Genomic DNA, 14,115 nt, shown 5'->3' on the forward strand with positions numbered 1-14,115 from the left:
TCTCCTACACGGCATTTTTTAGCTCCTCTTTGAGCATTTTTTGATAAACTTTGGGCAAACGTCCCGTTAAAGAATTATCTTCTATGCCATAGCCTAAACTTGTCCAAGTTCCTGAAAGTAGCCGCCGCACTTGATTTAACTTGCCTGCTTGTAATAGCTTGGAAAGGTCTTTGCCCCAAAATTGGCGATCGCTTAACCAAGCATAAACTACCGCATCTTGAAATTCTGGCTCAAAGCTATAGGTTTGCCAAAACATAATTTTTGGGGGTTCGGGATGGTATAACGCCGCCTTTTCGTACCAAGTAATATTAATCATCTGATAGCGTCCCGCCGCCGTCGAACAATCTCCCCTATTGGGACCAGAAACTATCGTAATACATTGCTCTGGATGACGGCTCAAGTCGTTAATTTGCCCGCCACCATACAAAATTGAGTAAGGCTTAGGATCGTTTGCCTCACTTGCTGAAATCGTCCGCATTAAGGCGCGAATATAAGGATCGCCTCCTTTCATTTCCAAAGGGGGTAAATATCCAAAAGCAGGATCGAGGCGCGATTTTTTTTGCTGTTGCCCTGATAAATTATTCAGTAATAAAGTGAACAGTAAAACAGCGATGCTAACTGGAATAATCTTTTTTAAAGCCTTTGCCAAAACTTGCGGGCTTACACTTGCTGGGGTTAAAAAACGCGCCAATTTCTTATCCTCAAGATTCTAATTAAGCTACACCTGTAAATAACTGCTCAAAGCTCTGTTGTGGTGCTTCTTCCTTCGCGACAATTTCCACAATCTTATTGCGAGCGGCGGCTTGCGATAGAGCTTCAATGCAGACTTGCGCTACTTTAGTACGAGGAATGCTGCCATCAAACAGCGTATCTACCGAAGACATGACAATAGAACTATTATTGTCTTCATTTTTCAATCCCCCAGGGCGCACAATTGTGTAGACAAGTCCGCTTTTTTGAATATATTCCTCGGCTTGCTTCTTCCAGACTAAAATTAACCAAAACAAATTTAGCGGATGAAATAGCTTAGATGTACATAAAGAAGATACAAACACAAAATGCTCAATTCCTTTAGTTTTAGCAACATCGACCAAATTTTTAGTCCCTTCATAATCTACTTTATAAGGACTTGTGGGGTCAAAACTTGGTTTAGCACCCGTCGCACACAAAATTACCGTACTATCACCTATAGCCTCGCTTAATGTCTCTGGTTTTAATACGTCACCAACTACTAACTGCGCGGACTCTGGCAAAATGGCTCTAGCTTGCTCTAAGTCTCTCACCATTGCCCGAACGGGAATATTCCGCTCTACCAACTGGTTGACAATCCGCCGCCCAGTTTCGCCTGTTGCCCCTGCTACAAATGCTTTCATATCAAAATTGTGCCTACACTATAAAGAAATTTACTGACAAACTAGCAAACTTCTATTTACCCTATTGTAGATTTACTGAATAAAACCCTAAAGTTTTTAGATTTGATGAAGATGTTAGTTTCAGTGAAACATTGACTTCAATAATGGGAATCCTGAAGTTAGAGCCAAGCACCGTCACACAATTAAAAGCTTATGTTGTCACAAAACCACGAATATCAATCACGAGAAGCCGCTACATGGGATGTAAGAGCAATGTCACAGACGGACGCGGATGCCCTCGCGCCTATATCAATGCGTTTTTCCGGTCAATTTGCTGACTGTATGGAAATGTATGCGCCAGCTTCTACAGTGGCGGAATATCTCAATACTCATCAACAGTGGTTTTGTCGCTGCGCCCAGCCTATGAAGGTAGAAACAATTTCTGTAAATGGTTATGCTTTGGTAATTGGTCGCTTTGGCGCATTTGGTTATGATGTAGAGCCAAAGGTTGGTTTGGAGCTTTTACCCCCAGAAAATGGCGTATACCGGATCAAAACGATCGCTATTCCTAACTATGTCGCTCCAGGCTATGATGTTGATTTTAAGGCGGTAATGGAGCTAGTAGAAGTTCCCGCCGATAGTCAAGGAAAAGTAGTTACAAAAGTAGAGTGGACGCTGGACTTAAACGTTGATGTCCAGTTTCCTAGATTTATTTATCGCTTGCCTAAGTCAGTAATTAAAAATACAGGCGATCGCTTACTTAACCAAATTGTCCGCCAAGTATCCCACCGTTTAACTGCTAAAGTGCAGGCAGATTTTTACAAATCTGTAGGGCTACCCAAGCCTCTTAAATCCAAATGTCATAAGTAGGCTTGGATTTTAAGCTAATTTTTACAGTTTGCTGAGAATGTTTAAAATAATTTGGATTCCGCTCACGGCTTGCCAAGCAAATAAGGCTAAAAGAGCAGAATTTAATACTATATGCGTGTATCTTGCCCAATCTTGACCTTTTTGCATATAAGGAGACAAACTAGCAGAAACTGCAATCATTCCTGTCATCCCCAATCCTGCTAACAAATGTGACCCAAGAAATAACTTTTGGTTGTTGATATAGGTAGCGCCCATGCCGATTAATGTCCCTACTACCATTAATCCCAAAAGGATCGAGCCAATTTGATAATGCCTATTGTTGAATTTTCCCTTGATTAGCTCTTTTTTAACTTCACCTTCAGCGTATCTAGTCTGCCGAACTTTCACGCCTAGGTATAGCGCGTAAACCGAAACTCCTAGCAAAACAAACATTAAAAGTGGGTGAAAAATATTTAGCCAAGGTTTGATTTCTGTGGGAATTTCCAGACTCATAATGTCCTATCGTGTTTCTTAATATGCTTGATAAAACTTAGCATAACTGCTTTAAAAAACATATTTCAATAGCTATAACGAGTTTCTAGTTCGTAAAAAACATACAAAGTAACTGCTCCCAGCTTGCCAAAGCTCAATGTAGTTAAAATCACCTTTGACCTAAACGCAACGTGGTATCCCGGAAATTAGGGGAATTTCGATGGATTGCTATAGTCAGGAGCGACATTACTTTACTATTCAAAAACCTACGCACTATCAATAATTAAATATAAAATAATACTAAGTGTTTGTATGAAGGTAGACATATTTACAATTAATTTCGAGGAAATTAAGAAATTATTTACCGAATCCATGAGCAGTAAAATTAGCAGTGCGTGGCTATAAAGTATAATTTCTAGCATTAGGCGGGGCAAGGTGCTAAAGAAAGTATGGCTTCTAATCAGGATATTTTGTTGCTTAAAGCGGCAAAAATTGGCAACATTAAGCAAGTTATAGCGTTATTAGCAGCAGGGGCGGATGTCAATGCCAAAACGCGCGATCGCACTACGGTTTTAATGTTTGCCACGATAGGAGGCTATAGCGAAATTGTCCGTTTGCTAATTGAACGGGGCGCCGATCTCAATGCCCATCGCAAATTTGGAGCCACCGCCCTGATGTTAGCGGCGGCAAATCATCAAGTTGATGGCACACAAATTTTGCTCAGTTACGGTGCGGAGGTCAACGCCACAAATGACGATGGTAGTACAGCATTAATGGCAGCGTCCCTAAAAAATGATCTTGAAATTGTCCAACTGCTTCTAGCTGCTGGGGCAGATATCTTTATCAAAGATCGAGATGAAGATACGGCGCTAATTGTAGCTGTACAGCACGGACACACTAAAGTAGTGCGCAGTCTTTTAGCCGCAGGTACAGATATAAATCGTTCTAAACACGGCGAAACAGCTTTAATGTTGGCTGCCGTCCAAGGACACAGTCAAATAGTACAGGTATTGTTGGAGTATGGAGCAGCGCTAAATAGTAAAAACTTAGACGGTAGAACGGCTTTAATGCAAGCGGTAGTCGCGTCGTCCCTACCGGAGATTGAGTTATTGCTTGCTAAAGGCGCAGACGCAAATATTCAAGACAGCGAAGGCGAAACAGCTTTAATGCTGAGTTGCGACTTGGGTAATTTTAAAATTGTCCAACTACTGCTACAGGGAGCGGATCTAAACGTCAAAAACAAAGAGGGAGAAACTGCACTCATGGCGGCGGTGGCGGGGGGCTATAGTGCCGTTGCGGTGTCCTTAATCGATCGCGGTGCAGATATCAACGCCCAAGACTTTAATGGCGACACAGCCCTCCATTTGGCGGCGGTGGAAGGCTACTATGAGCTTGTACAAATTTTATTAGAGCGCGGTGCTAATCCCTCATTAACTAATCAGCTAGGAGATTCACCTTTATTACTAGCAGTTTTGCAGGGACACAGCAAAATTGTCGCCGCGCTATTGAGTCACAGAGCCGATTTGAACGCGCCGATGGGGGAATTGTTAACTATTGCCGCAGCCCAAGGCGATCGCGCTACTGTACAGGTACTACTAGATTTTGGATGCGATCCCAATTTTCAAGGCTCTGATGGCAAGACAGCTTTAATTAAAGCCGCCCAAAGCGATCGCCTAGCCATAATCCAACTATTGGTAGCAAAAACCGATGTCAACCTCCAAGACACTGCTCAAGCTACAGCCTTGATGTGGGCAGCTTCACGGGGCGATTTTCAAGCAGTGCAATTATTGGTGCAAGCTGGAGCCAATATAGACATAAAAAATCGCGGCGGTTACACAGCTTTAGCATTGGCAGAATTTAATGGTTACAAAAATATCGTGGAAATGTTGCAGTTAGAAAAATAACCTCCTGTAAGCAGGAGGTTCATTAATTCAAGCGCACTTGAGATCGATACACACAGTAGTAGTTGGCTCGGTTTTTGCAGATTTGATTATTAATTGCCCATCGTGGAGTTCAGCAAGCTTCTTGGCAATCACTAACCCTAAACCACAACCACGCTGCTCGTAAAACTCGCGCTCAAATTGTCTGCACGCGCCGATACTGGCAATTTGCTCTAAAGTCATCGCACACCCACTATTAGAAACCGTTAGCTGAAAAAGGTCATTATCTACAGTGGCTTTAATCTGTACGGGTGTCCCATCTTCGGAGAACTTAAAAGCATTATCAATAACTTCTTCACCGATTTTTCGCAAATCTTGTTCGGCAATTTTTACCCCAGCGCGAGCGATATTTAAAGTTAAGTCTGCCTCCCGCCCGTACTGCGTAGCTTTTTGAGTTGCTACTTCTACAATTACCGTGTTGGGGTTAGATGTCCGACAATTGCTCAATACTTCAACTTCTTGGGAATTGAGGTTTAAAGACTTTAGTTTTGAGTAAATAATGAAGTTTTCCATCAACCGATGCAGGTACATTGTTGAATGATTAATATGCTCGGCGACGGTGAGTAGTTCCTGGGGGGCAATTGAATCGTGTTCGTCTACTAGCTTTTGAGTCAAGTTAAAAATTTGATAAATTGGACTGAGCAGTTCTTCGGGTAGTGCGTCGGTGATACTTTGAACAAAACTAACTAATTCTTCTTCAAAGTGTTGAGCGACAACAGCTTGTTTTTCGAGGCGAGTGGCGATCGCTCCCAACAATTCGGTTTTTGTAAATGGTTTGGTTAAGTAATCATCTGCTCCTAATTCCATTCCTTGACGCAAGGAAGCTTTATCAGCTTTTGCCGTCAAAAAAATAAACGGGATTGCGGCAGTATTTGGGTTTTGGCGCAAAGTTTTTAGCACTTCATAACCATCTAGCTCCGGCATCATCACATCGCAAATAATCAAATCCGGGCGATCGGCTAGAGCTAACTTTACTCCGTCTAAACCGTTTTCTGCACCTAATGTATCAAACCCCTCAGATCCAAGACGTTCTAACAGGTTTTCTCTAATCAAAAACTCGTCTTCAATTACTAAAATCTTATTCATATATTTTTTCTGGTGTTGTGAGAGGAATAGAAACTAAAAATGTGCTACCTATACCAACGGCACTTTCTACAGCAATTTTTCCTTGATGTGAGTCTACCGCCTTTTTGACGATCGCAAGTCCCAAACCCGTCCCGGAAATATTACCAACATTGCTGGCTCTATAAAACGAGCTAAACAAGCCCTCTTGTTCAATCTTTGGAATGCCAATACCTCGATCTTGAATTTTAAAACTTACTTCTTTTTGCTGGCAATCAAGATCAAAATTAATTATCCCTCCATTAGGTGAATACTTAATCGCATTTGATAGTAAATTACTCAAAATATGCCGTAATAGTTTTTCATCTATGTAAGCGTGAAGCTCGTTAGTTTGGCTCACAAAAGCGATATGGTGATTTCTGATACTAGCCGGGTGTAGTTCGTCTACCAAATCACGGCAAAATTGAACTACATCCAGCAATATGGGATGACAATCTAGTTTACCCATTTCGGCTTTGCCAATTAACATCACGTCATCTAATAATTGCGTCATGTGCTTGACCGTATCTTTAATGCGATGAAAATATAACTGTTTTTTTTCTTCGCTCCAAATAGCACCAAAGTCTTCTAGCAATTCCGCCGAAGATAAGATAGTAGTTAGCGGCGTGCGAAACTCGTGGGAAGTCATACTCACAAAACGGGACTTCAATTCGTTTAGATGTTTTTCTGTTTTTAGCGCACTACTAACTTCCGTTTCTGCTCGCTTACGCTCGGTAATATCTCTAACTATAACGATCGCTTCATTTTCCCCACTTACAGAAATCCGAGCCTCGTATTGACAAGTCGGATCGTTCAAAAACATCTGACACTCAAAAACTTGTAATTCTCCGGTGGCGATCGCATTTTTAATTCCATTCATTGTCAGTTCGGCTACATCCGTAGGCATTACCTCACAAACGCTTTTACCCAAAAATTCCTCTGGGGGTATTGGCACCTGATGAGTTTTACTGGCTTTAAAATTCACAAAAATACCATCAGCGCTAATCCGAAACATCAAGTCTGGTAAAGCATTAACTAAGGCGTGATTGGTAGCTAGGCTAGAACGAAAGGCTGCCTCGGTTTGCTTGCGTTCGGTAATATCTCGACCTTCCAATAGCAGTAAAACAACATTACCTATTTCGTCGGTGACGGGCTTAATTGAGAAATCCACTGTAACCACTATATTTCCCGTACCAACAATCTCTACTTCGTAGCGAACAAAATTCCCTGCCTGTGCCTGATAAATCGCATCTTTAAGTTGTTCAATTTGGACTACTGGAGAATGCCGCCACCAAGTTGTTTCCCAAAAGAGGTGTCCTACGACTTCTTTAAGCTTTACCCCAGCAAAATCAAGAGCAGTTTGGTTTACTTCTAGCACCACACCATCGCAAGTTAGCAGCCCAATAAACTGAAACGCTTGGTCAAATACAGCTTTAAATAGTTTCTCGCTTTCTCTTAGCGCGGCGGCAGCTTGTTTGTTTTCGGTGATATCTTGGAGCGTACCCGAAGTACCTAAAATATTTCCCTGTTCGTCCAAGGTCAAACGCGCATAAACTTCAATCCAACGATAGCCGCCGTACTTTGTCAAGTAACGAACTTCATGACGGCAGTATTGTTGCTGACGTTGAAGGAGATAAAGGAAAAATTCTAGATTTTGCTGGCGATCGCTTTCATGAATGTAGTCTAAGAAATTTGTTCCCAGACTTTCATCAATGGTAAATTCGGTAATTTCTGTCCAAGCTGGATTGAGAAAAGTCCACAATCCCATCGCATCTGTTTGAAAAATCACCTCTTTAACGTTATCAACTACCGAGCGATAATTCTTTTCGCTCTCTTGCAGGGCTTTTTCGGCATTAAAGCGATCGCTGATATCTTGAGCTAAAGAGGCAACCCCCACTACATCGCCATTGCTATCTACTAAAGGAGTATTAAACCACTCGCAAACAATTGTTTTGCCATCTTTGGTAATATTTTCATTGATGTGATGAGCGCCGCCTGCTTGCGTCAATAACTCCGTCATTACTCGTTCTACATCGCTTCGCGCCGCTTCTGGTACTAATAGCCCCGTCGCATGGCAACCAATAGCTTCTTGTGGGTAGTAGCCAAAAATATTTTCTGCTGCCCGATTCCAGTTAGTAATATTAAAGTTCAAGTCCCATTCCAAAATCGCTACTGGCGTTTGCTCAAAGTGCATTGCTAGTTTTTGCTCGGACTTTTTGAGAGCTTCTTGAACTTGGATGCGATCGCTTATATCTTTAGCAATGCCAATAAAGCCTATAATATTATCGTAGCGATCGCGTAAAGCTGTAACCGATAGCATGACAGGAAAACGGCTACCATCAGAGCGAATATAAGTCCATTCCCGCTCGTCTACCTGTCCGTAACGGGCTTTGGCTACAAAAACTTCAAATCCTGCCTCAATGGTTCTTCCCATTTTTTGGGAGAGTTCGCCCGCGTACTGTGTGACTTCCTCTAAATCGTGAATCAACCCAGGAGTTTGCCCAATAAGTTCTGTGGCTGTATATCCCAACCAGCGCTCGGTAGCAGCATTAACAGTTTGAATAATTCCGTCTTTAGTGGTGGAGATAATTGAATAATTTGCCCCATCCAAAATCCCTTGCTGAAACCTGACCACTTTTTGGAGAGTTTCGTCGGCTTTTTGGCATTGAGTTGTAGACTCTTGGAGTGCTACTAAGTTGCGCCGTAAACGTAATTGCGTCATCACTTGCCGCGACAAAACTACTAAAGCATCTTGTTGTTCGTTGCTTAGTTGGCGGGGTACATAGTCTATTACACACAAAGTACCTAAAGAAAAACCTTCAGGATCGATTAATGGTGCGCCCGCATAAAATCGGATACCAGGCTTGCCCGTAACTAGAGGATTGTCAGCAAAACGCTCGTCAAGCTCGGCATCAGGGATAATTAACGGCTCTATTTGTAAAATCGCATGGGCGCAAAAGGCATCATCTCTAGCAGTTTGCAAGATTTCGATGCCAAGCTTAGATTTGAACCACTGGCGATCGCGATCAATTAAACTAATCATTGCTGTGGGAACTCCACAAATATACGCTGCCAAACGTGTTAGATCGTCAAAAACACTTTCAATTGCAGTATCAAGAATTTCATAATTACTCACTGCAAGCAATCTGGCAGCTTCATTACTGGGTAATGGCGCTTTCACAGGGAAAATTCCTACCTTTATTTATCAAACCTCATGTTTTTGATTAATAGCGATTGCCAAAGGTAATGCTATTTTTTGTTGATAAAACCGACGATTTGTCCAATTTGTTGCTTGAGAGCATTAATTTCTGCCTGCATACTCATAATTTTCTGCTGCATTACCTGAATTTCCGCAAATCCGGTACTGTACGTACTGCTACGAGTAATCCCGGCGGCGGTTGTTGTACCTTTAGCAGGTAATTTAGATTTTGCCATTGCTGACTTGATAGCGCCAATTAAATCTTTTTGCTCAAAGGGCTTTAAAATAAATTCAAAATGCTCAAACGGCTCTTGAATTTTCTCTATTACTTCTTCTTTGCGCCCAGACATTAAAACTAAGGGGATTTTGCGTAGTTCCGGGTTCTGTTGAATTTGCTGAAATACTTCCCAACCGCTCATTTTAGGCAAGAGAAAATCAAGCATAATTAAGTTAGGCAGTTCTTGGCGAATTAAATTGATCCCTTCTAATCCGTCTTTAGCTTCTAAAACTTCAAAGTTACCTGGGGGCAACATTTCTTTTACCCGTACTCGAATTACGCGGCTGTCATCAATAACTAAAATTTTACGGCTGGTCATGAGTTAATCCTGTGCAGAAGAATTTGAATTTAAGATAGTAAAATTACTAATGTAGTTATGACTTACATAACCCTAAATTAAACTTAACGCTAGGGCTACTATCCATTCAAGAGAAATTTTACTGAGAAGTGCAATTAGAGCGGATTTTCCTTATTGTTAAATTAAGTAAATTTACGGATTCTTTTGTAAAATTCATCCAAATTATTTTAATTATTTACATACCTATGACTGAATCACCATCTCTATTGAAAAGCTTTGAGGAGAAAAACCACTTTGTAGAGGCGGTGGAGGCTGAAAAACCCCTCTCCCCAACTTCTTTGCCATCTCCGAAGATTTTTGCGTCGCCGCGCAAATCACCAATTGTTGAATCAATACCCGATTGGTTGCGTCGCCCGCTTGGTAAAGCTAGTGAAATTTCTACTGTCCAACGGATTGTCAAGCAACGGCAAATTCATACTATTTGCGAAGAAGGACGTTGCCCAAACCGGGGCGAGTGCTACGCTCAAAAAACTGCAACTTTCTTATTGATGGGCCCAGTATGCACTAGGTCTTGCGCGTTTTGTCAAGTAGATAAAGGTCATGCACCAATGCCTCTAGACCTAGAAGAACCGCAAAAAGTAGCCGAAGCCGTGCAATTATTGGGTTTAAAGTATGTGGTTTTGACTTCCGTAGCTAGAGATGATTTGCCGGATGGGGGAGCAAGTTGGTTTGCAAAAGTAATTGCCAAGATCCGGTGCTTAAATCCAGAAACCCAAATTGAAGTATTGACATCAGACTTTTGGGGTGGGAAGGAAAGTAGCCAGGAGGCGTGGCGAAGTCGGATTGCGACCGTAGTAGAGCAAAATCCTGTATGTTACAACCACAATATTGAAACCGTCAAAAGGTTACAAGGACGAGTGCGGCGGGGTGCTAAATACGATCGCTCTATGCAGGTTTTACAAATAGTCAAACAATTAGCGCCGCAAATAACAACAAAATCAGGGTTAATGCTTGGACATGGAGAAACCCAAACCGAAGTAATTGCAGCAATGGCAGACTTAAGAAGTGTGGAATGCGATCGCTTGACTATAGGGCAATATATGCGTCCATCGTTGGCACACTTACCCGTGCAAAAGTATTGGACACCAGAAGAATTTACTCAATTAGGAGAAATTGCCCGAAATATGGGTTTTAGTCACGTGCGATCGGCTCCATTGGTGCGTAGCTCTTACCATGCGGGAGAAAGTGAGTAGGGTAAAAGATATTTAAGCAGTTTTTCATGACCAATTAGCAAAAATATTTCTACAGATTTCTAGTCAAGGGTAGCGTTCTTTGGTATTCCTTAATTAAGTTACAAGAAAAAGGATTTCTCCTTATGACTGCCAAAATGAACGATCCCAAAGGCGCAACTATGAATACTAGCACTGCTCCTTATCCATTTCGGACTATTGTTTCCTTGATTCTTTTAGCTGGTAACTTTTTAGTTGCGGCTATCTATTTCCACATTGTTAATCCCTAGGGTTAAAGCGTTAAGGCGCACCTGCTTAACGTGCGCCTTAGTTATCTAAATCGTGCTTCTAAACAAGCCTTTAGGACGAATTAACAGGACTAAAATCATAAACGCTAAAGCTACTGCTAGTTTGTATTGAGAACCCAACCAAGGTGTACTCATTTCTTGGGTAACACCAATAATTAAAGCCGCCGCGATCGCTCCGTAAGGGTTGCCAATGCCTCCCAAAATCACCGAAGCAAACATTGGTAAAATCAAAAACCAGCCCATATTGGGGCGTAAACCTGTGGTTAAACCGTACATACAGCCGCCGATAGCGGTCAAAGTGCCAGCAATTATCCAAGTCCAAATAACTACTCGCTCGACATCTATCCCCGAAACACGAGCAAGATCGATATCGTCTGCTACCGCCCGCATCGCTTTACCGACTTTGGTGTACTGCAATAAGTAATGCAATGCTAGGATGGCAGCCGCCGCAAGTCCCATAACTAATAACTGATTTTGAGGTATTCTTAACCCCCAAAGTGTTAGAGCATTAGTCACAGGCAAATCATAGCTTTGACTAGCACCGCCCCAAATTAGAATAATGCCATTGCGGATAAATAAAGCAAGTCCAATCGAAATAATAATTAGAGTAGTAGAACTAGCGCGGCGATCGCGCATGGTTGACCAAAGCAATTTTTCTGACAATAACATTCCGGCAATCGTGCCTAATACGCCTAAAATTATTGATAGCCAAATATTCACGCCCCGAAGATTGCCAAAAAGAGCGATATAAGCGCCCAAAGTCATAAAGTCTCCATGGGCAAAATTTGATAACCGCAAAATGCCGTAAGTTAAAGTTAGCCCTACCGCAGCGAGAGCGATAATACTGCCTACAGCAATGCCATTAATGAATAATTGTGCTAGTTGTCCAGCCATAGGTGATTTTTTGACTAAAAAGTATTGACTATAAGGATAGAGTGTTGAGAGGGAAGTTATGAAAAGTAACTTGCCAATACTTGCAAGTTGGCAAAAACAATTTATAGCTGGGAAAATATTTTTAAATAATTAGCTGCAATCTATGCGCCGTTTTTATTTTACTAGCCTGCGCGATCGCTTAATTTTACTAATACTTGTTTGCATTCTACCCGTACTAGGAATGACACTATATAACGGCATAGAAGATCGACGTTTAGCTATACTTCAAACGCGAGCAGATATGCTCAAAGTTAGCAAGATTGCGGCTACTCATCAAGAGCAAGTTCTGCAAAATGCTCAACAGTTATTATTTGTGTTGGCAAAATTTACGCGAGTCCGCACTGCAAAAATGAACGAGTGTGGAACGCTTTTAAAAGATGTCCTCAAGTCCTATCCAATTTATAACAATATTGGGGTAGTCACATCCAAGGGGCAAGTAGTTTGTAGCGCTTTGCCCTCCATAACGGGAGTTGAAACGATCCAAGATCGCCACTGGTGGCAACAAATAGTCATAAATCGTACTTTTGCCGTTGGCAAATTCCCTGATAGCTCTAGTCAAAACTCCATTATCTGCGCTTACCCACTATTTAACGAGCAAAATCAAGTAGAGTCAGCAGTATTCGTCGTTTTAGATTCTAGTTGGCTTAGTCAAATTGTGCCTAAAATTCCGCTTCCAAAAGGGGCGACTCTAAGCATCATCGATCGCCATGGTTCGGAGATTGTTCGCTATCCAAAGCCGAAAGATTGGCAAGTAAAATCTACGATGAATATGCCAATAATTAAGGATATGTTAGCCACTGGAAAAAATGTTGCCCAAATTCGCGGCGTAGACGGTAGCGAACACTTGTATATCCCCACGCAGACAACCCGTTTCGCCGATCCCAATAGGTATATGGCGGCTATTGGAATTTCCCAAATCGATCCCTTTGCGCAAGCTAGTAGGGCTTTGAACCGCAACTTGCTGGGACTTGCGATAGTTACAGCGATCGCCATAACTATCGCCTGGATAAGTAGCGAACTATTCTGGATTCGTCCCCTAAAAAAATTAGTTAGTGCTACCGCGAGGATTGCGGCGGGGGATCTAACTACTCGAACCAATTTACCCGATCGCCATGAAGAACTTAGCCAACTAGCGCAGACTTTTGATTATATGGCTGCGTCCCTAGAGCGCCAACTTACCGACTTGCAACGGGTAGAAATGGAAGTTAGACAACTCAATCAAACTTTAGAGCAACGAGTTGAGGAGCGTACCGTCCAATTAGAATTTACAAATAAAGAATTAGAAGCATTTTCCTATTCTGTATCTCACGATTTACGCGCTCCTTTGCGGCATATCATTGGTTTTGTTGAAGCTCTAGAGCGCGGATTAGAACCTACAGGCGCTTTAAAAAATCGCCAGCTTGCTCATTATCTAAGTGTAATTAATAATAGCAGCTATAAAATGGGACTGCTGATTGATGGTTTGTTGAGATTGTCGCGGGTTGGGCAAAAACCCTTAAGTACCCAAAAAGTTAATGTCCGCACTTTGGTGGATACTGCTATTGCTTTAGTAGTTCAACATCCTGATAGTTTGACGATAAAATTTACTATTACAGAATTACCCACTGTGGAGGGCGATTCTACGTTACTTCAACAAGTATTTAGTAACTTAATTGACAATGCTGTTAAATTTAGTAGCTTTCGCCATCCACCCGAAATTAACATCGGCTCTTTACCTGACGGCACAATTTTTATTCGAGATAACGGCATTGGTTTTCAAATGGAATATGCAGATAAATTGTTTGCCGCATTTCAGCGTTTGCATCCCCAACCAGATTTTCCCGGTACTGGGATAGGACTTGCAATTGTGCAAAGAATTATTCATCGCCATCGAGGTAAAGTTTGGGTTGAAAGTCAACCCACTTTAGGTACAACTTTTTATATAAAAATTTAATAATTGGATATTGGTTGGGAAAATATTTCTAAACAAACAGCTTGTACGAGGCTAAGGTTTATCATGCAACTTATACTACAAACACTTTATAAACCCTTGAGAGTGATCAAATTTGATTGACTATCAAATAGTGCGTAAGGCGGATACAACAGTTATCATATATCCAAGTCATAAATAGACTTGGATTAAACTTACTTTTTTAAA

At 41.7% G+C, this 14,115-nt stretch carries 12 protein-coding genes; 5 read left to right on the top strand and 7 right to left on the bottom strand.

Features of this window, described 5'->3' with window-relative positions; all coding sequences use genetic code 11:
• Positions 1 to 4: 4 nt before the first annotated feature.
• Positions 5 to 691, bottom strand: coding sequence for a glycoside hydrolase family 24 protein (locus tag SYN7509_RS0205965; protein WP_009634593.1), 687 nt, complete (start codon positions 689 to 691; stop codon positions 5 to 7).
• Between the two features lie 22 nt (positions 692 to 713).
• A complete protein-coding gene (locus SYN7509_RS0205970) occupies positions 714 to 1,373 on the bottom strand; it encodes an NAD(P)H-binding protein (RefSeq protein ID WP_009634592.1) in 660 nt (219 codons plus the stop codon).
• Positions 1,374 to 1,565: 192 nt separating this feature from the next.
• On the opposite strand from SYN7509_RS0205970, the gene SYN7509_RS0205975 reads away from it, so the two are divergent.
• Entirely contained in the window at positions 1,566 to 2,222 is a 657-nt protein-coding gene (locus tag SYN7509_RS0205975) for a DUF1997 domain-containing protein (protein ID WP_009634591.1), read from the top strand.
• A gap of 21 nt (positions 2,223 to 2,243) precedes the next feature.
• On the opposite strand, the gene SYN7509_RS0205980 is transcribed toward SYN7509_RS0205975, so the two are convergent.
• The gene (locus tag SYN7509_RS0205980) at positions 2,244 to 2,714 is read right to left on the bottom strand and encodes a DUF4079 domain-containing protein (protein WP_009634590.1); all 471 of its coding nucleotides are present in this window, start codon (positions 2,712 to 2,714) and stop codon (positions 2,244 to 2,246) included.
• A 428-nt stretch (positions 2,715 to 3,142) separates the two neighbouring features.
• On the opposite strand from SYN7509_RS0205980, the gene SYN7509_RS0205985 reads away from it, so the two are divergent.
• Positions 3,143 to 4,597, top strand: a complete 1,455-nt coding sequence (locus SYN7509_RS0205985) for an ankyrin repeat domain-containing protein (RefSeq protein WP_009634589.1) — start codon at positions 3,143 to 3,145, stop codon at positions 4,595 to 4,597.
• Positions 4,598 to 4,624: 27 nt separating this feature from the next.
• Here the strand turns inward: SYN7509_RS0205985 and SYN7509_RS0205990 are convergent, their stop codons facing one another.
• The 3 genes from SYN7509_RS0205990 to SYN7509_RS0206000 all read right to left on the bottom strand — a co-directional run bounded on the left by SYN7509_RS0205990 (position 4,625) and on the right by SYN7509_RS0206000 (position 9,529).
• On the bottom strand, positions 4,625 to 5,719 hold the full coding sequence (locus SYN7509_RS0205990) for a hybrid sensor histidine kinase/response regulator (protein ID WP_009634588.1): 1,095 nt from the start codon (positions 5,717 to 5,719) through the stop codon (positions 4,625 to 4,627).
• On the bottom strand, positions 5,712 to 8,915 hold the full coding sequence (locus tag SYN7509_RS27505; RefSeq protein ID WP_009634587.1) for a PAS domain S-box protein: 3,204 nt from the start codon (positions 8,913 to 8,915) through the stop codon (positions 5,712 to 5,714). Before SYN7509_RS27505 ends, SYN7509_RS0205990 begins: the two co-directional genes overlap by 8 nt.
• A gap of 68 nt (positions 8,916 to 8,983) precedes the next feature.
• Positions 8,984 to 9,529 carry a response regulator gene (locus SYN7509_RS0206000; RefSeq protein ID WP_009634586.1) on the bottom strand — a complete coding sequence of 182 codons (546 nt, stop codon included), beginning with the start codon at positions 9,527 to 9,529 and terminating at the stop codon, positions 8,984 to 8,986.
• A 224-nt stretch (positions 9,530 to 9,753) separates the two neighbouring features.
• Here SYN7509_RS0206000 and lipA point away from each other — a divergent pair, with 224 nt between their 5' ends.
• Positions 9,754 to 10,761 (top strand): lipoyl synthase, encoded by a 1,008-nt coding sequence (gene lipA, locus SYN7509_RS0206005; protein ID WP_009634585.1) that lies wholly within the window; start codon positions 9,754 to 9,756, stop codon positions 10,759 to 10,761.
• A gap of 122 nt (positions 10,762 to 10,883) precedes the next feature.
• On the top strand, positions 10,884 to 11,027 hold the full coding sequence (locus tag SYN7509_RS0206010; protein ID WP_009634584.1) for a photosystem I protein PsaX: 144 nt from the start codon (positions 10,884 to 10,886) through the stop codon (positions 11,025 to 11,027).
• Positions 11,028 to 11,072: 45 nt separating this feature from the next.
• Here SYN7509_RS0206010 and SYN7509_RS0206015 read toward each other — a convergent pair whose 3' ends face one another.
• A complete protein-coding gene (locus SYN7509_RS0206015) occupies positions 11,073 to 11,939 on the bottom strand; it encodes a branched-chain amino acid ABC transporter permease (RefSeq protein ID WP_009634583.1) in 867 nt (288 codons plus the stop codon).
• A 142-nt stretch (positions 11,940 to 12,081) separates the two neighbouring features.
• On the opposite strand from SYN7509_RS0206015, the gene SYN7509_RS27510 reads away from it, so the two are divergent.
• Complete coding sequence (locus tag SYN7509_RS27510; RefSeq protein WP_009634582.1) at positions 12,082 to 13,911, top strand: sensor histidine kinase; 1,830 nt, start codon at positions 12,082 to 12,084, stop codon at positions 13,909 to 13,911.
• Positions 13,912 to 14,115: the final 204 nt, after the last annotated feature.

This window comes from Synechocystis sp. PCC 7509 (assembly GCF_000332075.2).
In the GTDB taxonomy this organism is placed as follows: domain Bacteria; phylum Cyanobacteriota; class Cyanobacteriia; order Cyanobacteriales; family Chroococcidiopsidaceae; genus Aliterella.